At 66.7% G+C, this 22771-nt stretch carries 23 protein-coding genes and 1 pseudogene; 22 read left to right on the forward strand and 2 right to left on the reverse strand.

Going from position 1 to position 22771, the window contains the following annotated elements:
* Positions 1 to 75: 75 nt before the first annotated feature.
* From mftA to A37U_RS45075, 13 genes and pseudogenes are all read left to right on the forward strand, one after another.
* Entirely contained in the window at positions 76 to 192 is a 117-nt protein-coding gene (mftA, locus tag A37U_RS49165; protein WP_020499232.1) for a mycofactocin precursor MftA, read from the forward strand.
* On the forward strand, positions 192 to 491 hold the full coding sequence (gene mftB / locus A37U_RS50045; RefSeq protein ID WP_083933808.1) for a mycofactocin biosynthesis chaperone MftB: 300 nt from the start codon (positions 192 to 194) through the stop codon (positions 489 to 491). The genes mftA and mftB overlap by 1 nt, the downstream gene beginning before the upstream one ends.
* The gene (gene mftC / locus A37U_RS0124085) at positions 488 to 1720 is read left to right on the forward strand and encodes a mycofactocin radical SAM maturase (protein ID WP_020499234.1); all 1233 of its coding nucleotides are present in this window, start codon (positions 488 to 490) and stop codon (positions 1718 to 1720) included. Before mftB ends, mftC begins: the two co-directional genes overlap by 4 nt.
* Positions 1717 to 2946: a pre-mycofactocin synthase MftD gene (gene mftD / locus A37U_RS0124090; RefSeq protein ID WP_020499235.1), complete on the forward strand. Its 1230-nt coding sequence runs from the start codon at positions 1717 to 1719 to the stop codon at positions 2944 to 2946. Before mftC ends, mftD begins: the two co-directional genes overlap by 4 nt.
* Positions 2943 to 3614 (forward strand): mycofactocin biosynthesis peptidyl-dipeptidase MftE, encoded by a 672-nt coding sequence (mftE, locus tag A37U_RS45060; protein WP_020499236.1) that lies wholly within the window; start codon positions 2943 to 2945, stop codon positions 3612 to 3614. Before mftD ends, mftE begins: the two co-directional genes overlap by 4 nt.
* Entirely contained in the window at positions 3611 to 4375 is a 765-nt protein-coding gene (locus A37U_RS0124100) for a mycofactocin-coupled SDR family oxidoreductase (RefSeq protein WP_020499237.1), read from the forward strand. Before mftE ends, A37U_RS0124100 begins: the two co-directional genes overlap by 4 nt.
* Positions 4372 to 5853 (forward strand): mycofactocin biosynthesis glycosyltransferase MftF, encoded by a 1482-nt coding sequence (gene mftF / locus A37U_RS45065; RefSeq protein ID WP_157183007.1) that lies wholly within the window; start codon positions 4372 to 4374, stop codon positions 5851 to 5853. Before A37U_RS0124100 ends, mftF begins: the two co-directional genes overlap by 4 nt.
* A 117-nt stretch (positions 5854 to 5970) precedes the next feature.
* Positions 5971 to 6090, forward strand: a complete 120-nt coding sequence (locus A37U_RS55010; RefSeq protein ID WP_083933810.1) for a transposase — start codon at positions 5971 to 5973, stop codon at positions 6088 to 6090.
* Between the two features lie 112 nt (positions 6091 to 6202).
* Complete coding sequence (locus A37U_RS55015) at positions 6203 to 6532, forward strand: FAD-dependent monooxygenase (protein WP_276142282.1); 330 nt, start codon at positions 6203 to 6205, stop codon at positions 6530 to 6532.
* Positions 6457 to 6921 (forward strand): FAD-dependent monooxygenase, encoded by a 465-nt coding sequence (locus A37U_RS55020; RefSeq protein WP_420806258.1) that lies wholly within the window; start codon positions 6457 to 6459, stop codon positions 6919 to 6921. The genes A37U_RS55015 and A37U_RS55020 overlap by 76 nt, the downstream gene beginning before the upstream one ends.
* Positions 6813 to 7748, forward strand: coding sequence for an FAD-dependent monooxygenase (locus A37U_RS55025; protein WP_420806259.1), 936 nt, complete (start codon positions 6813 to 6815; stop codon positions 7746 to 7748). The genes A37U_RS55020 and A37U_RS55025 overlap by 109 nt, the downstream gene beginning before the upstream one ends.
* A 205-nt stretch (positions 7749 to 7953) precedes the next feature.
* On the forward strand, positions 7954 to 8106 hold the full coding sequence (locus A37U_RS53870) for a hypothetical protein (protein WP_020499241.1): 153 nt from the start codon (positions 7954 to 7956) through the stop codon (positions 8104 to 8106).
* A gap of 29 nt (positions 8107 to 8135) precedes the next feature.
* A pseudogene (locus A37U_RS45075) lies at positions 8136 to 9203 on the forward strand (NAD(P)-dependent alcohol dehydrogenase).
* 397 nt (positions 9204 to 9600) lie between these two features.
* Here the strand turns inward: A37U_RS45075 and A37U_RS45080 are convergent.
* Positions 9601 to 10254 (reverse strand): TetR/AcrR family transcriptional regulator, encoded by a 654-nt coding sequence (locus tag A37U_RS45080; protein WP_051111725.1) that lies wholly within the window; start codon positions 10252 to 10254, stop codon positions 9601 to 9603.
* 49 nt (positions 10255 to 10303) lie between these two features.
* Here A37U_RS45080 and A37U_RS0124130 point away from each other — a divergent pair, with 49 nt between their 5' ends.
* A complete protein-coding gene (locus tag A37U_RS0124130) occupies positions 10304 to 11278 on the forward strand; it encodes an NADP-dependent oxidoreductase (RefSeq protein ID WP_026197543.1) in 975 nt (324 codons plus the stop codon).
* Between the two features lie 672 nt (positions 11279 to 11950).
* On the opposite strand, the gene A37U_RS0124135 is transcribed toward A37U_RS0124130, so the two are convergent.
* Entirely contained in the window at positions 11951 to 12742 is a 792-nt protein-coding gene (locus tag A37U_RS0124135) for an IclR family transcriptional regulator (protein WP_026197544.1), read from the reverse strand.
* 109 nt (positions 12743 to 12851) lie between these two features.
* Between A37U_RS0124135 and A37U_RS0124140 the strand changes: the two genes are divergently transcribed.
* Genes A37U_RS0124140 through A37U_RS0124170 form a run of 8 tightly spaced genes read left to right on the forward strand, consistent with a single transcriptional unit; the run spans position 12852 to position 22474 of the window.
* Positions 12852 to 14033 (forward strand): M24 family metallopeptidase, encoded by a 1182-nt coding sequence (locus tag A37U_RS0124140; protein ID WP_169526933.1) that lies wholly within the window; start codon positions 12852 to 12854, stop codon positions 14031 to 14033.
* A gap of 7 nt (positions 14034 to 14040) precedes the next feature.
* Positions 14041 to 14847, forward strand: a complete 807-nt coding sequence (locus tag A37U_RS0124145; RefSeq protein ID WP_020499247.1) for a cupin domain-containing protein — start codon at positions 14041 to 14043, stop codon at positions 14845 to 14847.
* Between the two features lie 12 nt (positions 14848 to 14859).
* Positions 14860 to 17640 carry a DUF3500 domain-containing protein gene (locus tag A37U_RS48520; RefSeq protein WP_083933813.1) on the forward strand — a complete coding sequence of 927 codons (2781 nt, stop codon included), beginning with the start codon at positions 14860 to 14862 and terminating at the stop codon, positions 17638 to 17640.
* On the forward strand, positions 17640 to 17849 hold the full coding sequence (locus tag A37U_RS53080) for a hypothetical protein (RefSeq protein WP_020499249.1): 210 nt from the start codon (positions 17640 to 17642) through the stop codon (positions 17847 to 17849). The genes A37U_RS48520 and A37U_RS53080 overlap by 1 nt, the downstream gene beginning before the upstream one ends.
* Entirely contained in the window at positions 17801 to 19603 is a 1803-nt protein-coding gene (locus A37U_RS45090; RefSeq protein WP_205623008.1) for an acetoacetate--CoA ligase, read from the forward strand. The genes A37U_RS53080 and A37U_RS45090 overlap by 49 nt, the downstream gene beginning before the upstream one ends.
* Before the next feature lie 50 nt (positions 19604 to 19653).
* Complete coding sequence (locus A37U_RS0124160; protein WP_020499250.1) at positions 19654 to 20649, forward strand: cupin domain-containing protein; 996 nt, start codon at positions 19654 to 19656, stop codon at positions 20647 to 20649.
* Between the two features lie 5 nt (positions 20650 to 20654).
* The gene (locus A37U_RS0124165; RefSeq protein ID WP_240437668.1) at positions 20655 to 21734 is read left to right on the forward strand and encodes a zinc-dependent alcohol dehydrogenase; all 1080 of its coding nucleotides are present in this window, start codon (positions 20655 to 20657) and stop codon (positions 21732 to 21734) included.
* The gene (locus A37U_RS0124170; protein WP_240437669.1) at positions 21731 to 22474 is read left to right on the forward strand and encodes a class II aldolase/adducin family protein; all 744 of its coding nucleotides are present in this window, start codon (positions 21731 to 21733) and stop codon (positions 22472 to 22474) included. Before A37U_RS0124165 ends, A37U_RS0124170 begins: the two co-directional genes overlap by 4 nt.
* The last annotated feature ends 297 nt before the right edge of the window (positions 22475 to 22771 follow it).

A 22771-nucleotide genomic window follows, 5' to 3' on the forward strand; every position in this document is an offset into this window, starting at 1 on the left:
CACCCCGTGACGTTATCGTACCGTCTATTCGGCACTGAGTGCCGAATATTGAAGGTTTCGTGTGAAGGAGCGGACATGGCTGACGATTCCCGTGTGGCAGTAGGCGAAAACGACGTGGACGCGCCCGATGTGGTGACGTCGGATTTGCTGGTCGAGGAGGTCTCGATCGACGGTATGTGCGGTGTGTACTGATGTCTGATCCCCAACACGACCCGATCTTGGATCAAGCGTGGGTGCTCTCACCGTCGGTAGCGCTGCGCCCGGAGCCCTTCGGGGCGTTGGCGTATCACTTCGGCAACCGCAAACTCACGTTCCTCAAACGTCGGGAGCTGGTCGTGCTCGTCGAGACACTCGGCGAGCATCCAGACGTTCGGTCGGCTCTGGTGGCTGCGGGAGTCCCCGAAGTGGAGTACGGGGCTTATTGTTCGGCATTGCACAGTCTGGCTGGTACCGACATGGTTCGACCGCGCACACGGGAGGTGGCTGCATGACCGCCGTGCAGGAACGACCGGTCGGTGGATCGTTGGTCGACCAGTTCGAGTTGGGGCTGGACGCGCCGATCTGTTTGACGTGGGAGCTGACGTATGCGTGCAATCTGGAGTGTGCGCATTGCCTGTCGTCCTCGGGCAGGCGGGATCCGCGTGAGCTGAGCACCGAGCAGTGTGAAGCGGTGATCGACGAGCTGCAGCGGATGCAGGTCTTCTATGTCAACATCGGTGGCGGCGAACCCACGATCCGGCCGGATTTCTGGCATCTGCTGGAGTACGCGGTAGACCACCAGGTCGGTGTGAAGTTCTCCACCAATGGCGTGCGGATCACTCCTGAACGGGCCCGGTTCCTGGCCTCGACCGACTATGTCGACGTGCAGATCTCGTTGGATGGTGCGACCGCGGAGGTCAACGACTACGTGCGAGGTCCTGGTTCGTATGACACGGCACTGACCGCGCTGCGAAATCTCCAGGAAGCGGGGTTCGAGGACGCGAAGATCTCGGTGGTGTGCACTCGCGAGAACATCGGCCAGCTCGACGAGTTCAAAGCACTGGCGGACCGGTTCGGTGCGACGCTGCGGTTGACCCGGTTGCGTCCTTCGGGGCGTGGGGCGGATGTGTGGGACGAGCTGCATCCGCTTCCCGGGCAGCAGAAGGTGCTCTATGACTGGTTGATCGCGCATGGTGAGGATGTGCTGACGGGGGACTCCTTTTTCCATCTCGCCGCCTTCGGAGAGAAGCTGCCAGGCTTGAATCTGTGCGGTGCGGGCCGTGTGGTGTGTTTGATCGATCCGGTCGGTGACGTGTATGCGTGTCCGTTCGCGATCCACGAGAATTTCTTGGCGGGCAACGTGTTGTCCGACGGTGGATTTCAGCGCGTGTGGCAGGCCTCCGAGTTGTTCACCGAGCTGCGTTCACCGCAGACCGGTGGCGCGTGCGCGAAATGCTCGTTCTATGACGCGTGTCGCGGGGGGTGTATGGCGGCGAAGTTCTTCACCGGGTTGCCGCTCGACGGGCCAGACCCTGAATGCGTGCGGGGTCTCGGCGAGAGCGCGCTGGCCGGGGAGCGGACGGTTCCGCCTGCGAGCCGGGACCATTCCAAAGCCGCGCCGACTCGTAACCAGCCGGTGATGCTCACGCTGCTGTCCCGGCCGCCGGTGTCCGCGTGCGCGGAAAGCCCGCTCGCCGACTACGCGCCGGGCGCCCCGGAGCAGAAAGGCTGTTGCGCGTGACACTGGAGAATCCGTGGAAGCGGAACCCGTGGTTCGAGTCGGTCGCCGTGGCCAAACGCCGCGCCCGGAAGCGGTTGCCCGCCCCGGTCTACGGTGCGTTGGTGGCCGGGTCCGAGCGGGGCCAGACCATCGATGACAATGAGGCGGCGTTCCGCGAGGTCGGTTTCGCACCGCATGTCGCGGGACAGCGACCCGAGCGGTCGATGGCCACGACGGTCTTGGGGCAGGACGTTTCGTTGCCGGTGTTGATCAGCCCGACCGGTGTCCAGGCGGTGCATCCCGAGGGTGAGGTCGCCGTGGCACGTGCGGCCGCGGCGCGTGCGACGGTGATGGGGCTGTCGAACTTCGCCTCCAAGTCCGTCGAGGAGGTCACCGCCACCGGTGCACCGACCTTTTTTCAGATGTATTGGACCGGTGACCGCGATGTCATGATCCAACGGATGCGGCGCGCCCACGCGGCTGGTGTGATCGGGCTGATCGCCACTCTGGACTGGTCGTTCTCGATGGGCCGTGATTGGGGAAGTCCCGAGATTCCGGAGAAGGTCGATCTCAAGACCATGGTTCGGATGGCACCGAAGGTCGTGACCAAACCGCGGTGGCTCTACGAATTCGGCCGTACCGGCCAGATCCCGGATCTCACCGCGCCGAATCTGGCCCCACCCGGCGGTGCCGCGCCGACGTTTTTCGGGGCGTATCACGAGTGGATGACCACCCCGCCACCCTCATGGGCCGACGTGGCGTGGATGCGCGAGCAATGGGCCCAGATCAGCGGCACACCGTTCGTACTCAAGGGTGTGTGCCGAATCGACGACGCCCTACGCGCCCGCGACGCTGGTGTCTCTGGTCTTTCGGTCTCCAACCACGGTGGCAACAACCTCGACGGGACACCGGGCGCGATCCGGATGGTCAAGCCGATCGCCGACGCCGTCGGTTACGACGTCGAGGTCGTGACCGACGGCGGAATCCGCCGCGGCTCCGATGTCGTCAAAGCACTTGCTCTCGGCGCGCGGTCGGTGCTGATCGGCCGCGCCTACCTGTGGGGGCTGGCCGCCAACGGTCAAACAGGAGTGGAGAACGTCCTCGACGTCTTGCGTAGTGGCATCGACTCGGCGCTGATGGGACTGGGCGTGGCCTCGATCGACGAACTGACACCGGAGCATCTACTGGTGCCACCAGGATTCGAACGCCGGCTTGGTGCACCGACACCGGAGGTCGCAGGCCGATGACCGGTCACCTCACGCACGCCACCTGGCCCGAGATCGACCACGTCGAGCTCATCCTGGTCCCGGTCGGGTCGATCGAGCAACACGGTCCACACCTACCCTTGGATACCGACACCGCGATCGCGACAGCCGTCGCCCAGGGCGTAGCTGAAATCGTCGACGGCGCCTGGGTCGCACCGGCCATCGTCTACGGTTCCAGCGGCGAACACCAGGCCTTCCCCGGCACTAGCTCCATCGGGACCGAGGCACTACAACTACTGCTGATCGAGCTGGTGCGATCCATGCGGACCTGGGCCCGTCGCGTACTGTTCGTCAACGCCCACGGCGGCAACCTCCCAGCCCTGGACCGCGCCATCGGCCAGCTCGTGGACGAAGATCACGACGTGACCTGGACCCCCTGCGCAATCGATGACAGCGACCTGCACGCCGGACGCACCGAAACCTCGCTGATGCTGCATCTACGCCCCCGATCGGTGCGGCTCGACCGCATGGAACAGGGCAACACCGGCTCCCTGCAACAACTCCTACCCGCACTCGTCAGGGAAGGTGTGGGCGGCGTCTCGGCCAATGGAGTGCTGGGAGACCCAGCAGGCGCCACAGCCGAGGAAGGCGAACAGACCCTCGCGCGAATGGTGCAAACCATCGCTACACGAACCACAGCAGCAGTATGACCCGAGTAGCGATCGTCACCGGAGCCGCACGCGGAATCGGCGCGGCAACCGTCGCGCGACTCGCGGCCGACGGATACCAAATCATGGCAGTGGACTCTTGCGAAGGCCCACCACTGGCCAGCCGCGCCGAACTCGACGCCCTCACAGCCGCCCACAGTGACAACGTAGTCGCACACATCGCCGATGTCCGAGACCGCTCCGCGCTCGCCAAAGCCGTCACCCGCACACTCGAACACTGGCATCGACTCGACGTCGTCGTCGCCTGCGCCGCGGTGATGCGCGGCGGAGCCCCGCTGTGGGAAACCCCCGACACCGACCTGGACCTGCTGTGGGAGGTTGATGCCAAAGGTGTCTGGAATACCGCCGCCACCACCGTACCGGCCATGCTCACCGGCCCCGATCCGTCCGGCTGCCGATTCGTGGCCATCGCGTCCGCTGCCGGAACCCACGGCATGTTCCACCTTGCCGCCTACAACGCCGCCAAACACGCCGTGGTCGGCATCGTCAAAGGCCTGGCCGCCGACCTCGTCGCGACCGGAGTCACCGCATGCGCCGTCTCACCCGGATCCACCAACACACCAATGCTGCAGACAACCGCCGACCTTTACAGCGTCACCATCGACGAACTGACCGACCACCAGCTGATCAGACAACCTATCGACCCAGCCGAAATCGCCGACACCATCGCTCTCTGCGCCTCACCGGCAGGACGTGTGCTCAACGGCAGTGTCGTACACGCCGACGGCGGCTTCGCATCATGACCACCACACCCGCCCGACTTCCAGACGGCTTTGAGGTCCGGATCCGAGAGGATGTGACACGGCTGGCGAACGGGCACGTACTGGTAGGTGGCACTCCCTTGCGCGCGCTGCGCCTCACCGACGCGGCCACAGCACTGATCGAGCACGACCGGATCCGGGTAGTCGACCCAGCCAGTGCCGCACTCGCTCGACGTCTACTCGACGCCAACATCGCCGACCCCGTCCTCAGTGCGGCAGTGCCGAACCATGTGCTGACCGTCATCATCCCGGTGCGAGACCGCCCCGAACAGTTGGACCGGGCCCTGTCAGCCCTTTATCCACTCCCGGTGGTCGTTGTCGACGACGCCTCCACCGACCCAGAAACCGTCGCGCAGACAGCCGCACGCCACGACGCGCACCTGATCACGCTTCAGCTCAACCAGGGCCCAGCCGGTGCACGCAACGCCGGGCTCGCTCACGTCACAACCCCCTACGTCGCGTTCGTCGACTCCGACGTCGAAATCACCGCGGACGCCCTCCTACGCCTCACACGACACTTCACCGACCCCTGCGTAGCCATGGTGGGCCCCCGAATCATCGGTATCGCCCGCACGACGCGGCCGCGGTGGCACGAACGATACGACGAATCCGCCTCCTCCCTCGACCTCGGCGACCGCCCCTGCTCCGTACAACCAGGCGCCACCGTCGCCTGGATCCCCAGCGCCTGCCTACTCGCCCGCATCAGCCAACTCGGCGACGGCTTCGACCCCGACCTACGCATCGGCGAAGACGTCGACCTCGTATGGCGACTCACCACCAGCGGCCACACCATCCGCTACGACCCCACCATCACCGCCCAACACGACACACGACCCACCCTGACCGGATGGCTCGAACGCAAATTCGCCTACGGCACCGGCGGCGCCACACTCGCCCAACGCCACGGCACCCACACCGCCGTCGCACGACTCTCACCCGCCATGGCACTCGCCGCCACAGCCCTGCTCACACGCCACCGTTACTCGATCCCCATCGCGGTCGTCTGCCTCGCCTACAGCACCGGATCTCTCGCCCGCAGCCTGCCCGACGCTGTACGCGGCACCGGACTCGCCAACCGGCTCGCGATCCGCGGATTGGGCTGGTCACTACGCCAGGAATCGGCACTACTACTACGACACTGGTGGCCCGCAACACTCCTCGCCGCGCTCACGAACCGCACCGCACGCCGCGCCCTCACAACAGCGGCCATCATCGACCTCATCACGGCAAAACCCGGCAGCAACCAGAACCCACTCAACACATTCCTCGGACGCCGCATCGACGACCTCGCCTACGGCGCCGGCCTCTGGTGGGGAGCAATCAACATTCGCTCCCCCAAAACACTCGCCATACGGTGGATACGCGTGCGCCAGAAACCAAACCTGCACGCTGGCCTGTCCGCGAGGGGAAACTGTCCTTCTCGAGCAGTTTCCGCTCATGGCGTGTCCTACCGGTTGTGAATCGTTTGCCATCACGTGGTCCCTACCCAAACCGCTCCCACGTTTCAGAATCGATGAGCTTTCCCTTGAATCGTGAAGACAAGATCAATCTTAGGGCATGCGCTATAGGGGGTGGGCATGTCAGAGTCACAACGGAAGTTCGATCCGGAGTTCCGGGACGGTGCGGTGCACTTGGTTCTGGACACGGGCAAATCGGTCGCCGAGGTTGCCCGTGACCTGGGAATCAACTCAGCTTAACTGGGTAACTGGGTAACTGGGTAACAAAGGATCGTGAGCAGCGCGGCGCGGTCAATGGGATACCCGAGGATCCGGCTGCTGAGGTGAAACGTTTCGGGCTGAGCTGGCGTCGGTGCGGGCGGAGCGTGATCTGCTAATAGGTCTGGACAGCCTGCTCGTCGAGCGGCGGCCCGCCACGACCACTCATCCCAAGGCTCGGGTTTGCCACCCGCGGACAATGGAACAGTTCGGCGTGTGGGGCATCGAGAACCGAGTGCGCCGTGCGGGCCTGCCCCAGGAGTCGGACGTGGCGTGCTGGTGCGGGAGCCTGAACGGGCCGTTGGTGGCCTACACCGACCCCGCCCCCACCCTGCACCGCGGTCGATCGTGCCCCAGGAGGCGGTGGAAGAGGCGCTGGACGATGCGTTGTCCACCCGGCCACGGGCACGGGTGCGCCGGCTGACCGAGCTCGTGTCGTTCACCCAGGACGCCGATGGCGTGACCGCACGGGTACGGCCGAGGGAGGGCGGCGCGGAGTTCGACGTGCGCGCTCGGTACCTCGTCGGGTGCGACGGGGCGAACAGCCCGGTGCGTGACATCGCGGGGATCGCGATGGATGCCCCGGAGACGTTGGAGCTCATGGCCAACCGCTACTACCGCGCCGGCCTCGGGCACCTGCCGCACGTGTGCAGCGCCATCGGGTTCTTCGTCCGACCGAGCCGACCCGTCCCCACGTCAATGTACTGGCCACCGGCCCGGACGGTGACCGTTGGCTGGCCGTGCAGAAGCTCCGCGACGGCGAGCAGCAGCTGGTCGAGCTGGTCCGCGAGCAGTGGGAACTACCCGACCTGAAGGTCGAGCGCATCAACGTTATGAACTGGCGGATGAGCGCCCGAGTCGCACAGCGGTTCCGCGCGGGCAGGGTGTTCCTGGCCGGCGACGCCGCGCACCGGTTCCCCACTTCAGGCGGTAACGGGCTCAACTCCGGGGTCCAGGACGTGCACAACCTCGCGTGGAAGCTCGCGCTGGTCCTGTCCGGACCAGCCGATGACGCGCTGCTGGACACCTACGAGTCCGAGCGCCGCCCGGTCGCACAGTCCAACACGGATTTAGCCGTGCGCAACCAGACGCGGATAGACGAGATGGACGAGGCGTTCCGGCGCCGCGAAGAGCAGCCACAGCGCTGGCGCGATCTGCTCGTCGACCAGAACAAGCAGTTGCACAGCGATGGCCACACTCTGGGCTACGTCTACGGTCGGGGAACCATCGTCGACGACGGCTCCCCGATACCGCCCTACGGCTCGCAGCATTACTGGCCGACCGACCGGCCCAGGGCCCGGTTCCCGCACTTCTGGCTGGACGTCGGCAAGGCGGAGTCGACCATCGACTGGTTCGACACCAGGTTCGTGCTCGTGTGCGGCCCGGACGCGGAAGGCTGGGAGCGGGCGGGGAAGGACCTGGTCGCGTCGGTCCTCGTACCGTTCCAGGTCAAACGATTGCCGCACCTGCTCGGACCGCTGTCGATCCGCCATACGGGCGCTGCTCTCGTGCGCCCGGACGGGCACCTCGCCTGGCGTGCCCGAGGGGCGGGGGAAAACGGCGAACTCGCGGTCGCGCTCGGCCGGGTGCTCGCGGGCGGCACTCTCGCCCGTCCGCCCGCGTCCATGGCGGGCTCATGACTGTCGAGGAGCACCGGAACACGCTCAGCTACGCCAATCCGCCGGGCGTCGGTGAGCCGTTCAGCTCGTATTCCCATGTGGCGCGTACGAAACGGGCTCAACGCCCTCGCCCCTGGCCTCTACCCGGTGCCCGTGCGGGCCACCGGGGTCGGCTGGGCTGACCTTCGGCCGCATCGGCGCCCTGACCGCACCGGCGCTGGCCGGTGTGCTGCTCGACCACTCCTGGGCACCCCGCTCACTGTTCGGACTGCTCGTCGTCCCGTTGGTCGTGGTGGCCGGCGCGGTCATCGTGATCACCCTGCCACGCCGACGGCTACGCAAGGTCGTGCCCACCGAGGTGCCCGCTCAACTGCCCTGACCCGATCGGCACTCTGCGAGGAGAAGTACATGAAGGCCGTGCGTCTGCGCGATTACCACAAGCAACCCACCGTCGAGGAGGTGCCCGAACCGGTGCTGTCCGGCCCGCTGGACGTCATCGTGCGGATCGGGGGAGCCGGGGTGTGCCGGACCGACCTGCACATCACCGAGGGGCAATGGGCCCAGGCAATGGGCCCAGGCAATGGGCCCAGGCAATGGGCCCGCGGCTGCCCTACACCTTGGGACACGAGAACGCGGGCTGGGTGCACGCGGTCGGCGCCAGCGTCACCAACGTCGAGGTCGGCGACACCGTGATCCTGCACCCGCAACCGTCCTACGGACTGTGCCCGGCATGCCGGGCTGGCCGCGACATGGCTTGTGCGGCAAGCGCTTTCCCCGGTGTGTCCGATCACGACGGTGGCATGGCCGAGTACCTGCGCACGAGTTCGCGGGCGTGTGTCCGCCTCGACCCGGCCACCGACCCCGCTGACGTAGCCGCGCTGGCGGACGCGGGGCTCACCGCCTACCACGCGGTGCGTAAGGCGGTTGCACTGCTGCCACCGGGCAGCGTCGCACTCATGCAGGGCGCCGGGGGATTGGGACATCGGCATTCAGGTCCTGGCTGCGCTGACCGGCACGAGGATCGTCGTGGTCGACCGCGACGCGGGCGCGCTCGCGCTTGCCACCGAACTCGGTGCTGACGTGACTGTCCGGGCCGACGGTAACCAGACGGCCGCGGTACTGGACCTGACCGGCGGGCGCGGCGCGGACGTCGTGTTCGACTTCGTCGCCGAACAGGGTGCGGAGAATGACGCAGGGGCCATCACCGCGGCCGGTGGCTCGCTGTTCGTGATCGGGTACGGCGGCGAACTGCGGATCCCCACCATGGCATTGGTGGGGCAGGAGAAGAACGTCGTCGGCAACATGGTCGGCACCTACTGCGACCTGGTGGAGCTGATGGTGCTCGCCGAAACCGGCAAGGTGACACTGCGCACTCGGCGCTACCCACTGGACGCGGCCGCCGAAGCGCTCGACGATCTCACCCTGAACCGGGTTCGAGGCCGCGCGATCCTGGTCCCGTCCGCATCAACTGCGTGACCCGCTCGTCATCCACGACAACGCGCATGTGCCACGTACCGGCAGGATTGCCTCGATCAGCGGCATGAGTTGGGTGACATCCTGCCGGTTACGCCGCCCCCGACCAGGCGATCAACCTCACCAAGCAGCCTGGCCAGCAGCAGCTCGTGCGGGCGTGACTACACGCCAGCCTCGGTCCAGTCCCGTAACCACCGCCAGCAGATCATGCCTGAGCCATTCCCTATCTCCTGGCGCAGGAATTGCCACGGGATGGCCGTGTACAACCTCTGTAGAGCTGGGCTGTCGCGCGGACACGGCTGTCTTGGGCGGTGGTCGTTGGTCGCTCTGGCCCTGCGCATCGCGGACGCCTCATCGACGGTTCGTGCCGCCCGGCAGGGTCCCTTGGCGGGCATGGATTTCATGACCGGGTTTTGGGGCGGACGTGAGGATGGTGTGTTGCTTGTTCCGAGATGAGAGGGAGCGGGACGGCCGGCGGGAGCGTGGTCAGGTTGGGCCTGGTTTGGAAGGACTGAATCATGAGGGCGGCGAAGCGCCGTGACGTCGCCGCCCTCAGTTGGGGTGTCGCGGCTTGGATGCCCTCGTTGGTCATCAGTGCGAGGACGAGGTCCTCCAGTACAAAGTCCGCCCGAAGCTCGCCGGTATCCTTGGCGCTCCGGATGAGGTCGAGCAGCTGGCGCAGTGTTCGGTCGCGCTCGGCTACGAGGTCGACTGTCCCGGGGAGCCTGGAGGCGGAGCCGCGATCGCGTGCATGTACCTCCAGAAGCTTCTCGATCACCAGACCGAACCCGCGCCACGGGTCGTCGTGTGCCAGGCCGTCCTCCACGATGCTCGCGCATGAGGGCCTCTGGTCGGCGAAGGCCGCAGCCAGCAGGACGTCCTTGGTCGGGAAGTGCCGGTACACCGTCGCGACGCCGACCTGGGCGCATCGGGCGATCTCCCGGATCGGTACATCGATGCCCTCGGCTGCGAACACGGCGCGGGCGACAGCCAGGATGCGCTCCCGGTTGTCGCGTGCATCCGATCGGAGAGGGGTTCTCGGTTGGGCCGTCATCACTCTCATATTAGCGAAACGGGCGGCGTGCCCCGTTATGTTGAGGACCATGCGAGTAGTGCAATTCAATGAGTACGGGCCACCCACCGTTATGCAGGTCGCCACGGTCGAGGAGCCCCATACCGGGCCGGGCCAGATCCGTATCGGGGTGCGGGCCTCAGGACTCACGACCGGGGAGGTACGCGTGCGTTCCGGAGCGCTGCGGGCGATGGTACCCGTATCGTTGCCCTACCGGACGGGGTTCGACGCGGCGGGTGTCGTGGACGAGGTCGGTGAGGGTGTCGCAGGCGTGAGCATCGGTGACGAGGTATTCGGCATGACCGCTTCGGCCACCCGAGGCGCCAACGCCGACTTCGCGGTGCTGGTGGCCTGGGCGCCCCGGCCGGCCGTGTGGACGTGGGAGGAAGCGGGCGGTGCCGCGGGCAGCGTCGAGACTGCGACCCGCGTCCTCGACCGGCTGGCCCTCGGAGCCGAACAGACAGTGCTGGTGCAGGGCGCGGCCGGGGCGACCGGCTCGGTCGTCGTGCAATTCGCCCTCGCCCGTGGCGCCACCGTCATCGGCACGGCCTCAGAGCACAATCGTCAGTTCCTGCAGTCCCTCGGCGTGGTGCCGACGACGTATGGACCCGGTCTTGTCGAGCGGGTCCGCGCCTTGGCGCCGAGCGGGGTTGATGCGGTCATCGACTGCGCCGGTGGTGCCCTGCCCGACCTGGTTACCATCGTCGGCGATGCCGAGCGTGTGGTGACGATCGCGGACCTGGACGCCGCGGCGTACGGCGTCCACCTGTCACACGGCGCCCCCAATGACGCGCCCACTGACGGGACAGGCGCAACCACTGTGCCCCACGCCGATCCACTCGCTCTGCACGGCCTCACGACCGCGGTCACGCTCGCAGATAAGGGCTTGCTGCGCGTGCCTGTCGCGGCGGCATTTCCGCTCGATCAGGTTGCCGAGGCGCACGCACTGAGTGAAGGGCGGCATGCGCCAGGACGCATCATCCTGACGAACACAGCTCGTCGTTGACCTCCCACGGCCTCCACGGTGGATGCCGTAGCCAGTGGCCGCCTGCACGGCCGGTCTGCCATTCCTTAAAACGTAGTTCTCTCCTGCCGGATTTCGCGCTCCTGCTTCCCATCGCGACCGGTCTGGCACATCGGCGGACATCAACCATGATCGCCGGATACACGGAAACCGTCGAGCGGCACAAGGACGCCGGACTGACCGTTCCCGACGGAGTCGACTACCAGAGGCCGCGACCAGCTTTCTCACGGTCGCTTCGACTTCGGCGTCGGAAAGGGCTACCGGCGAACGAGTTCGCAAGGTTCTGGATGGTCGACGCAGACGCCGCCTCGCGTGACGAGGAGACTCGTGTGTTCTGGATGCGCGCATGGTCGGACACGGACGCTTCACCCACGGCGGTGCTTCTTGGAAGTTCTATGACGTCATGATCGACCCGACTGTCCAACCCGTCCATCCGGATCGGTGCGACGAGCGCGCCGTGCGTGACCAAGGCGGTCGGGACAGGTTCCAACTGTTACTCGACCAGATCGCAGACCCGACATCGTGGGCCGACGCCTCGTGCGGGAGCGCGCGAAGAAGTTCGACGGACCGTGCGCTCAGCCGGATCCGAGATGGAACCACCGTGCGACGGTCGGTGACAAGACTCTGGGCTTCGAGATGGTGGGTTCCGGTAGGTCAGTCGTTGATGGCGGCGATGCGCTCACTGATCGCCCGGGCTGCGTCGAGGACCAGTTCGATGAACTTCGCCTCGGCGCTGGTGTCCACGCGCGTGGCCAGGGCGGCCACGCTCACGGCCGCGACGACGTCGTCCGCGGAGTTGCGGATGGGCGCTGCGATCCCGAGTACGTCGGGATCCAGTTCCGCTCTGGTTATCGAGTAGCCGTCCGCGCGGATCGTGACGAGCCGTTTCATCAGGTCGTCGACGTCGGTCAGCGTGGCGGGGGTGAATTGCCGGAATGGGGCCGCGGATTCCAGGACGGCGCGCGCTTGCTCGGGCGGGCTCCAGGCCAGCAGTGCCAGTGCGGAGGCTCCGGCGTTGACGGCGAGGGTGCTGCCGGGTTCGTAGGAGATCCTGGCCGCGCGCGTCCTGGATTCGGCGCGCTCGACGCACACCACGAGATCGCCGACGCGGCGGGTCAGCAGGATGGTCTCGCCGGTGGCTTCGCAGAGCCCGGTCATGATTGGCATCGCGGCTTCGGAGAGCCCGTAGCTGCGCCGGGCGACCCGGGCGATTTCCAGGATCCGCAGTCCCAGTCGGAATCCTCCCTCGGGTGCCTCTTCCAGGAAGCGGGTCGCGACCAGGCTTTGCAGATAGCGGTACGCGGTGGAGCGCGCGACCCCGAGCCGGTCGGCGACCGCGGCTCCGGACAGCACCGGTTCGGTGTCGGTGAACATGCTCAGAATGTCCAGTGCCCGATCGGCGGTCGAATTGCGGGCGCGGTACGTCCCAGACACTTTTCCTGACATGCGGGACAGCCTAGGGCACTCACGGGTGAACCGAGCGCACACCAGGTCACCGCCCTGCTATTGTTGTTCGTATTGCAGGAGTTATATCCTGCTAAACAGGACATACAAGGTGGGTGTTGACGTGGATGTGACCGAACGGGACTGGCGCTGGGGGCGGGTACGCGAGCAGATGCGGGCGCGCGAGATCGACTTGCTGATCGCGTTGCCGGAGTCGAACCCAACGGATGCCCTGTACCTCGCAGGCGAACCGGGGGCGGTGCTGTTCCCGCTGGAAGATGAGCCGTTCGTGCTGCTCGGTGGCGAGGACAGTGACCTCGCCGTCGACCGGGAGGGCTGGATCAAGCAGCGCGAGAGTGCCACCGCGAACGGTTCCACCAAGGTTCCCTACGGCGCGGTGGTTGCCGCGAAGCTGCGCTCGACGAAGCTCGGGGCCGCACGCGTGGCTATCGCCGGCCTCGACGGGAACAACTATTCCCATGTGCGGAACGCCGACGGTTACGTGATCTATTCGACGGTGTCCCGGATCCTTGGTGCACTCGGCGACGCCGAGGTCGTCGACGGGGCCCCGGTGATGGCCGCGGCGCGCTACGTGAAAAGCGAGACGGAGATCGCGGGGCTGCGGGCCGGGATCGAGGTGGCCGAGGCGGGCGCCCGGGCGATCGGTGCGGCTTTCCGGGTCGGCGCCGAGCAGGCGGATGCGTACCGGGCCGGGATGCTGGCGATGATGCGTCCTGGCCTCGGTCTCCCGTCCATCGCCTGGTGCCCGGGAATGTGGGGCAACCCGCGGCCCCGCCTCGTCGCGACGCCGACCGGGCCGGTCGAAGAGGGGTTGTGTGTCGCGGCGGAAATCATGCCCGGCTACCCGAACGTGGTGCAGGTCGCCGACCCGTTCGTCGCCGGGCGCGTCCGCCCGCAGCAACGTGCGGCGTTCGAACTCAACATCGCCGCGTTCGAGGCGGCCCGCTCCGCGCTCGTACCCGGCGCGACCTGGCGTGCGGTGCAGGCGGCCGCGCTGGACGTCGCGAAGGGAACCGAGTTCGGGATGTGTTTCCTACTGCACGGCGGGTTTGACGGGCCGCTGTTCATTCCGAACGACGTGCCGGAGGCCGTGCTCGACGATCCCATCGAGGCGGGCTCGGTGTTCATCTGCAAGCCGACCGCGTTCCCGGCAAGCGAAGGACGCGTCGTCGCGCGCGCCTACGACGTCAGCTGGGGCGACATGCTCGTGGTGCGTGAGAGCGGCGCCGAGCGGCTCGGTACCCGACCGCAACACCTCAACTCTTACGAATAGAGCCGCTATGGAGTTCATCCGCTCCTTTGATATCGGCAAGTCCTACGACACCGGTTTTCCGCACTACCGTGCCCAGATTCTGTCGCGGCTGGAAAGCGCGCTGATGCTGGCCAGTCACATCGGCTCCGGCGGATGCGGGCCGAGCCTGCACTACCACCAGGTCGATCAGCTCTATTATCTGGTCAGCGGGTCGACGCAGGTCCAGCTCGGCGAGGGAGTGCACCACGCAGGACCGGGCTCACTCGTCTTCATCCCGGCCGGCCTGCCGCACTGCAACTGGAACGACGGCTCGGACAGTGAGACGCACTTCGAGATCATTGTCCCGGCGCCGTCACCGGTGTGGCCGATCGTGTATTTCGTCGATGGCCCGGGCGAGGTTCCTGCCGAGCATCGCACCGACCGGAGTGGTTACGTGATGTCCGCGGAGGCGGCCGAGTCGACCGAGCCGATGCCGGGTTTCCGGATGACCCCACTGGCCACCCCGGCCACCGGTTCCGAGCACATCGTGGTGAGCATGGCCGAGGTCGAGCCGGGGCACGGCGGACCGGGCACGCATATCCACGATTTCGACCAGTACTACCTCGTACTGGACGGTGAACTGACCGTCGAAGTCGCATTGGAGAAGCACGTGGTGGGCCCGCACAGCCTGGTTATCCTGCCCGCCGGGGTGCCGCATCGCCAGTACAACGAGGGCGCGGGATCGGAAAAGCATCTCGCGATCATCACACCGGTGCCCGCACAAGGCCGGCCGTGGGACGTCGGCGTCAGTTTCGCCGCGAATGGCGAGCAACACGATGGGCTGCCGATCCGTTGAAGGGACGCCGTCATGGCTGTGGTGATTGTGGGAGCCGGACCGTCCGGCCTGATGTCGGCGCTGTTGCTTGCGCGGCAAGGAATAGCGTCGACAGTGCTCGAACGGACAAGTCACCAGGCGTGCGCCCCTAAAGCGCATGTGCTGAACCCGCGCAGCCTGGAAATCGCCCGCGCCGCCGGGTTGGATGTCGCCCGGATGTGCCGGGAAGCCACACCGGCCACCGACGATCGGTGGTCGGTGTTCATGACCACGTTGACGGGCACCGAACTGGGCCGGCTGCCCTTCGAATCCCACGACGACACGCACACCCCGTTACCGCGCATCAACCTCGCCCAGCCATTGTTCGAGCGGATCCTGCTGGACGCGATCGCCGAGGAACCGCTCATAGAACTCCGCAGCGGACATCAGTGGCGCTCGGCGGAGGAATCGGCCGAGCAGGTGGTCTCCACGGTGTCCACTGAGGACGGATCCAGTTATAGGTTGCCTGCGCGCTACCTGTTGGGTGCCGACGGGGCGAACAGCTCGGTCCGCGCAATGCTGGGCATTTCCCTGGAGGGCCCGGTCGACGTGGCCCGTTGTCTGACCATCCATTTCGAGGCCGATCTGCGCGCCGTGGTCGGTAAGCGGACGGCGTTGTTCTACTGGGCGCTGGCCGGCAGCATTCCCGGGATCTTCATCGCCTACGACATCGCCAAGACCTGGGTGTACCTGTCCTTCGACGCCCCCGAGCACACGCCATCCCAGGCCGAGGCACTTGAACATGTGCGGCAGGCCATCGGGCGCAGCGACCTCGAGTTGGACGTGCGGCACGTGATTCCGTGGAACCTCGCGGGCCGGGTGGCCGACCGTTACCAGACCGGCCGGGTTTTCCTGGTCGGCGACGCCTGTCACAGTTTCCCACCCGCCGGTGGCATGGGCATGAACACCGGCATCCAGGACGCGCACAACCTGGCCTGGAAACTGGCTGCGGTGCACAACGGGCAGGCCGATCCGGCGCTGTTGCAGACCTATGAAATCGAACGGCGTCCCGTCGCCATCCGCAACACCGAACAGAGCATGAAGAACGCCCAAGCCGTCCCGGCCGTCTTCGCACTCACCGCCGATTCCACCCCTGCCGAGGTGGGGACCGCCATCAACGGCATGTACGAGAACTTCAACAGCCTGGCCGGGCAGATCGGCTTCAGCTACGGCGCCGGCCAGCAGCCCGGCGTCACGCACTACCGGCCCTCCGCGGAAATCGGCGACCGCATGCCACACGCCTGGATCCAGGCCGGCGAACGCGACCGTATCTCCACACTGGACCTGCTGGACGACCGGGGCTACACCGTGCTGACCCGCTCCGCGCAGACGCGGGACGTACCGGATCTGCGCACACCACTGACCGTCGTACGCATTCCCGGCGATTGGGCCGTGCCCGTCGAATGGCTGACCACCGTGGGGCTGAACGAGGAGAATTCCGCGCTGCTCATCCGGCCCGATGGCCATATAGAAGACCGCGCATCACACGGTCGGCTGCGCCTGCGTTTGACCGCTCCGGATTCGGCGAGCCCACGACAACGTCTGCGGAACTACGCGCCACGAGCGAAGGGGCTGGTTCCGCTGCACAACGGGCGGGTCGATCTGTCCGGGGACGTGCGCGCCCTCGGTGCGCTGCTCGGCGATCATCCGATGCCCCCGGTCGTGGCGAATGCCGAACAGCCGTGGCGTGGCATCACCCACGATGGCCACGTCATCCCCGCGCTTTACGGCCTGGAGGATCACGGTTTCGACACCGCGCCCACCGTGGCCGCGGCCCGCGCCTTCCATGCCGCCCTGCCCGCGACACTGCGCGCGCGGGCGGTGCTCCCGATGGATTCTTCCGCCTGGCGCCGCTGGACCAACGCCTTCCCTGATTGGGAACCGCACGGCGTGTGCCTGCAACAGCTCGAACCCGCGGCCAGGCAGGCCGCGCTGCGGCTCATCGAGGCGAGTCTGAGTGCCTCGGGTTACCGGAGCGCGCGGGATGTGATGCGACTGAATCGTACACTCGGTGAGCTCGTCGACGACTACGCCGACACGCTCACCGAATGGATGTATCACCTCTGCGTTTTCGGTGAACCGCATCCCGAGCGCCCGTGGGGATGGCAGATTTCCGGGCACCATCTCGACATCAACTGTGTCTTCGTCGGCAGGCAAATGATACTGACCCCGACTTTCATGGGCGCGGAGCCGTGGTTTGCCGAATCGGGAACCTACCGGGGAACGGAAGTACTCGCCGCCGAGCGCGCGGCAGGATTCGCTTTCTACGCCGCGTTGTCCGCCCGGCAGCGCGCCGAGGCGACCCTATATCGGTCCATGCGCGCCCGGGATCTGCCGCATGAACTGTCCGGGCTGATCGAAGGCCGCCACCTGTCCGGGGCCGGTCACGACAACCGGCTCATCCCCTACTCCGGGATACCGGCAAAAGACCTTACCGGACAACAAATCGGCCGCTTGCGCGAGGTGGTCGAGCCCTATCTGGATCGGCTGCCGGCCGGGCCGCGCCGGGCCAAATTCGCCGAGGTGGACCGCTGGCTGTCCGAGACCTGGTTCGGCTGGATCGGCACCGACGACCCGGACGGACCCTTCTACTACAAAGTGCAGAGCCCGGTGATCCTGATCGAATTCGACAACCACGGCGGGATCTTCTTCGACAACGAGGAAGCCGAACCGTTCCACACGCACACCATCGTGCGCACCCCCAACGGAAACGACTACGGAAAAGACGTGCTGCGCCAGCACTACGCGCGCCACCACCAGCCCCGGGAGACGTGATGAGCGACATCATCTGGCAGCCCGATCCTGATGCGATATCGGCATCGCGGATCGCCCAGTTCACCTCCTTCGTCGCGGATCGTCATCAACTGGCCCTGCCGGGCTACGCCGAACTGCACGCCTGGTCCACCGAGAATCTCGGCGATTTCTGGCAATCGGTATGGGATTTCTTCGCCATGGAGTCGACAACCGAGCCGGGGCCCCGCTGAACGAGACCAGGCCACAGTCGGCTTCCTGGTTTCGTGGAGCACGGCTCAATTACGCCGCGCACGCGCTGCGCCATGGTGAAAGCGAGGCCATCGCCATCGTCGGTGAGTCCGAACCCGGCACCGCACCGGTGCGACTAACCTGGGGTGAGGTGCGCCGCCAGGTCGCGGCACTGGCGGCCACCCTGACCGAGCACGGGATTGGGCCCGGCGACCGGGTGGCCGGCTACCTGCCGAACATCGCCGAGGCCGTGATCGCGTTCCTGGCCACGGCGAGCGTCGGCGCGATCTGGGCCTGCTGTGGGCAGGATTACGCCGTGCCCGCGGCACACGCCCGGCTGGGCCAGCTGGAGCCCGCCGCGCTGATCGTGGCCGATGGATACCGTTTCAACGCCGTGGTGCAGGACCGGTCAGCGGCGGTGGCTCAGCTGGTTTCCGCGCTGCCCGGCGTGCGCCTGCTGATCGCGGTCGAACGCATCGGCAGCGGCGTGCCGGGCGCACTGTCCTGGGACGCCGCCACCGCGGGTGATCCCGAATTCGCCCCGCTTCCGGTGGCCTTCGACCATCCGTTATGGGTGGTGTTCTCCTCCGGCAGCACCGGAATACCCAAGGGGATCATCCACGGGCACGGTGGGGTGCTGCTCGAGCAGTACAAAACCATGGGGCTGCACTTCGACCTCGGCGCCGCCGACACGTTCTTCTGGTTCACCACGCCGAGCTGGATGCTGTGGAACACCCTCGTCGGCGGCTTGCTGGTCGGGGCACGGATCGTCAGTTACGACGGCGGCCCCCACATCGCGGCGCTCTGGGACATTGCCGAACGGCTCGGGGTGAGCGTGCTCGGGCTCAGTCCCGGATACCTGCGGACCTGCCGGCAACAGCAGCTCACGGTGCGCGCCGGCCGCGCGCTCACGGCGTTGACGTGTGTCGCGACGACCGGGTCCGCCTTGCCTGCCGCGACGGCACGGTGGCTGGCCACCGAACTGGGGCCGTCGGTGCAGATCGCCTCGGTCAGCGGCGGAACCGACGTCGTCACCGGATTCGTCGGCAGCGCGCCGACGATACCCACCAGGGCAGGCGAAATCTCCGCGCCGTGTCTGGGGGTCGCCGTCGACGCCTACGACGACAACGGCAACTCCCTACGCGGGAAGGTCGGCGAACTGGTCATCACCCGACCGATGCCGTCCATGCCACTGGGCTTCTGGCGCGACGAGGACGGCCGCCGCTATCACGAGACCTACTTCTCGATGTTCCCCGGAGTCTGGAGGCAAGGCGATTGGATCACCATCACCGGCCACGGCGGGGTGATCATCCACGGGCGATCCGATTCGACGTTGAACCGCAACGGTGTGCGGATGGGCAGTGCCGATATCTACCAGGTGGTCGAGCAACTCGGCGAAATCGAGGGGGCACTCGTACTGGGCATCGAAGGCAGGACGGGCGAGTACTGGATGCCGCTGTTCGTGGTGGTGCGACCGGGCACACGACTCGACGACGGCCTGCGCCGCCGCATCGTCGAAGCAATCCGCACCGGAGCGTCGCCACGACATGTACCCGACGACATCATCGAGGCGCCCGGCATCCCGCACACCCGCACCGGGAAGAAGCTGGAAGTACCGCTCAAACGCCTGCTCCAGGGCGCTTCGCCCGCATCCGTGCTCGATGTGAGCGCCACCGACGATCCCGAATTGGTCGATTGGTTCATTCACTTCGCCAAATCCCGTAGTCCTGCTTTGCAGGAGCCGCGTGTCGTTTAACGGGACGGCGCGGTAATCTGGCGGTAAGTTCAACACTCCAGGAGGTAGTCATGACCGTAGTCGAAGACATCATGCTCATCGGGGCGGCACAACCGCTGCGCAGCATCGTCCGCGACGAGCACCAGCTCCTCTCGCCACCACACGCGCCGGACCTCCCGATCAAATTGTGGCGCGATTACCCGCCGCTGACCGTAGTGCATTTCCCGCAGGAGTACCGAGCACAGCCGTTCGCCCCGCCGCGAGGCCTGTATGAGAACGACGAACTTCGCGTCGAATGGCAGACCATGGACAACCGCCAGCCGTTCTATCACCGCAACTGCGATGTGGACGAGATCTCCTACCAGATCGCCGGAGACCGCACCCTGATGACCGAGCTCGGCGTGGTCGAACACGTCCCTGGCGATTTCTCACTCATCCCACGTGGAGTCGCCCACGACAATTACGGGCGCACCGAAAGCCACCTGCTGTTCTACTTCCCCGCTCCGGTCACCGAGTTGGAGCCGCCGCACCGGGTGTCCGCCCCGGCGGACCCGCCGTTCCCCGGCTGGACCGCAGGCAACGTGAACGAAGCGGTCACCCAGTGCATGGGCGCACCGGGCCACGACATCACGGTCTTCAGGGCTGACGAACAACTCCTGCTCAACCAGGTGCAGCATGAAGCCCGCCGCATCCAGATCCAGCGCGCCAACCCTAACCAGGACACCACCTGGCTCTACTCCACCAAGAACGTCCGGATCGGCACCGTGGGCACCAATCCGGGTGACGAGCGCCGTTACCGCCGTACGCTGGACGCCGATGAGATCCAGTACCAGGCAAGCGGGCGCCGCACGGTGATCAGCCAGCGCGGCATCGTCGAACTGGGACCGGGCGATTTCGTGCGGGTGCCGCTGGGCATCGCGCACACCGAAGTCAGCACCGAGCCCGGCCGCTACCTCAAGTTACTCTCCCACCAGGAACTTCCGCAGATCGCCGAAACGGACCGTGACGCCGAGGCCTGCACACCCGAGCGGCTCGCCGCCCTGGCCGGAACGGTGGCCGCACAGTGACCTCCATGCTCGCCCTCCGTGCGCATAGCGGCGCCGACGCCCTGGTGCTGGAGGATGTCCCCGTTCCGGATCCGGGGCCGCGGGATGTGGTCATCAAGGTCGCCTCGGCCGGTGTCGCTCCCGGCATGTTGCGGCTGCTCGAATCGGGCGCGTTCAAGCACCTGCCCACCACCGTTGGTCATGAGGCGGCCGGCACCATCGCGCAGGTCGGCGACGAGGTCACCGGGCTCGCGGTCGGCGACCGGGTTCGGATGCATCCGAACCTGAACTGCGGGGACTGTCGTTACTGTCGCGCCGGCCTGGACATGATGTGTGCCCAGCAGGCGATGGTCGGCCACGCCTTCTTCGGTGCGGGCTCCGCACCGATGTACGAGCAGTACCACGACGGCGGGCTGGCAGAATATGTCCGGGTACCGCACTGGCTGGTCGACCTCCTGCCCGATTCGGTCGGCTTCGATATCGGGGCCAAGGTGCACGATCTGGCCAATGCCGTGCGCGCGCTCAAATGCGCCGAGCTGCCCGCGGACGCGACGCTGGTGATCACCGCGGCGACCGGCACCATGGGCACGGCCACGGTCAAGCTCGCGGAGCACTACGGCGCAGCCCGGCTGATCCTCGTCGGCCGCGACCGGGCGCGCCTCGATGCGGTGACTCCGTTGGCGGGCAGCTCTCCGGTGACCGTGGTCGCCACCGGAGAGCTGCCCGACGAAGCCGCGCTCACTCAGCACTTGCGCGCGCTGGCTCCCGACGGCGCCGACGCGGTGCTCGACTACGTCCCGACCGGCCCGGTCACCGGCCAGGCCATGGCCGCGCTGGCCACCGGCGGCGCGCTCGTGCACATGGGTGGCAACCTCACACCGCTACCGCTGCCACCGGCGCTGCTGATGATCAATTGCTGGCGTTTCGTCGGCACCCGGGCGTGTACCCGCGCGGACGCCCGGGAAGTGCTGGACCTGCTCGCGCAGGGCACCCTGGCGGCCGACGAGCTGATCACCCATCGCTGCCCGCTCAGCGATGCGGTCAAGGCGATCGACGCCATGCAGCAACGCACGGACCCCATGTGGATGAGCGTGATCAATCCGTGAGCGCGCGAATGCGGGTTATCGGCACGAACGGCGACGAAAGCCAAGGAGACGCGGACGGGAAACCGCCACGCCAAGCGGTGATCGAGGCCGGCCAGGTACTGGCCGGCGCCGGGCTCGGCGACATGGTCTGGGGTCACGCATCCGTGCGTGACCCTGAGGGCCGTGGCGTGTGGATGAAGGCGTCCGGCTGGGGATTCGAGGAGATTGACGAGGACAAGGTGGTGCTCGTCGCGCCGGACGGCACGGTGCTCGAGGGCACTGGCCGCCGCCACCTCGAATACCCGATCCACACCGAGATCCTCGCGGCGCGTCCCGATGCCGGGGCCGTGGTGCACACCCATGCCCCGACGCTCGCCGCGTTCGCCTCACTGGACACAGACCTCAAGGCGTTGAGTCATGACGCGGTCCCGTTCACCTATCCGCAGCTTCCGCGTTTCACCGACACCGGTGCCCTCATCGCCACCCCTGCACTCGGTCAGGCCTTCGCCCGCAGTCTGGCCGACGCCAATGCAGTGCTCATCCCCAACCACGGAGCGGTCACCGCCGGGCCCGATATCGAGACCGCCGTGATGTACGCGGTATTGCTCGAACGCGCCTGCCACACCCAGCTCCTCGCGGCCGCGTCCGGCGGTCCCGCCGCGTGGTCGGACGAGGCGGAGGCCCATTTCAAACGGGATCAGGTATGGAATCCGGCCCAGTTGCACGCAGGCTGGTCCTACCTACTTCGCAAAGCCCGTTGACGGCACGCTGAGCCCTGAATTCGATATATATCGTACTAAATAGGGATTCATGGTGTGACGGCTTGGCTGGACGAGCGGGTGGGTATCGGGTGCGGAAACTCCACTGCTGACCGGGCGCTGGACATCCTGTTACTGCCGATCACCGCAGGCGCGGCCTGGGAAATGCTGCTCGTCTGGACGAATTCGATGGGGGCAGCGCGATGTCGCGGCAGGCTCTGTTGCCGCGTTTCACCACCAGTACCGCGACCGATCCGAATGTCTTGCGCAGCCGGCCGACCTGAATCCCGCGACCGTGGT

This window comes from Sciscionella marina DSM 45152 (genome assembly GCF_000379465.1).
Classification (GTDB): domain Bacteria; phylum Actinomycetota; class Actinomycetes; order Mycobacteriales; family Pseudonocardiaceae; genus Sciscionella; species Sciscionella marina.

What these genes read in the sequence shown, in the direction of transcription:
- A37U_RS0124165 (WP_240437668.1), top strand. Translation starts at nt 20,655, where the DNA reads ATGCTCGCCCTCCGTGCGCATAGCGGCGCCGACGCCCTGGTGCTGGAG.
- A37U_RS0124100 (WP_020499237.1), top strand. Translation starts at nt 3,611, where the DNA reads ATGACCCGAGTAGCGATCGTCACCGGAGCCGCACGCGGAATCGGCGCG.
- mftF (WP_157183007.1), top strand. Translation starts at nt 4,372, where the DNA reads ATGACCACCACACCCGCCCGACTTCCAGACGGCTTTGAGGTCCGGATC.
- mftA (WP_020499232.1), top strand. Translation starts at nt 76, where the DNA reads ATGGCTGACGATTCCCGTGTGGCAGTAGGCGAAAACGACGTGGACGCG.
- mftB (WP_083933808.1), top strand. Translation starts at nt 192, where the DNA reads ATGTCTGATCCCCAACACGACCCGATCTTGGATCAAGCGTGGGTGCTC.
- A37U_RS0124135 (WP_026197544.1), bottom strand. Translation starts at nt 12,742, where the DNA reads ATGTCAGGAAAAGTGTCTGGGACGTACCGCGCCCGCAATTCGACCGCC.
- A37U_RS48520 (WP_083933813.1), top strand. Translation starts at nt 14,860, where the DNA reads ATGGCTGTGGTGATTGTGGGAGCCGGACCGTCCGGCCTGATGTCGGCG.
- A37U_RS0124160 (WP_020499250.1), top strand. Translation starts at nt 19,654, where the DNA reads ATGACCGTAGTCGAAGACATCATGCTCATCGGGGCGGCACAACCGCTG.
- A37U_RS53080 (WP_020499249.1), top strand. Translation starts at nt 17,640, where the DNA reads ATGAGCGACATCATCTGGCAGCCCGATCCTGATGCGATATCGGCATCG.
- mftE (WP_020499236.1), top strand. Translation starts at nt 2,943, where the DNA reads ATGACCGGTCACCTCACGCACGCCACCTGGCCCGAGATCGACCACGTC.
- A37U_RS45090 (WP_205623008.1), top strand. Translation starts at nt 17,801, where the DNA reads ATGGGATTTCTTCGCCATGGAGTCGACAACCGAGCCGGGGCCCCGCTG.
- A37U_RS0124130 (WP_026197543.1), top strand. Translation starts at nt 10,304, where the DNA reads ATGCGAGTAGTGCAATTCAATGAGTACGGGCCACCCACCGTTATGCAG.
- mftC (WP_020499234.1), top strand. Translation starts at nt 488, where the DNA reads ATGACCGCCGTGCAGGAACGACCGGTCGGTGGATCGTTGGTCGACCAG.
- A37U_RS0124145 (WP_020499247.1), top strand. Translation starts at nt 14,041, where the DNA reads ATGGAGTTCATCCGCTCCTTTGATATCGGCAAGTCCTACGACACCGGT.
- A37U_RS55010 (WP_083933810.1), top strand. Translation starts at nt 5,971, where the DNA reads ATGTCAGAGTCACAACGGAAGTTCGATCCGGAGTTCCGGGACGGTGCG.
- A37U_RS45080 (WP_051111725.1), bottom strand. Translation starts at nt 10,254, where the DNA reads ATGACGGCCCAACCGAGAACCCCTCTCCGATCGGATGCACGCGACAAC.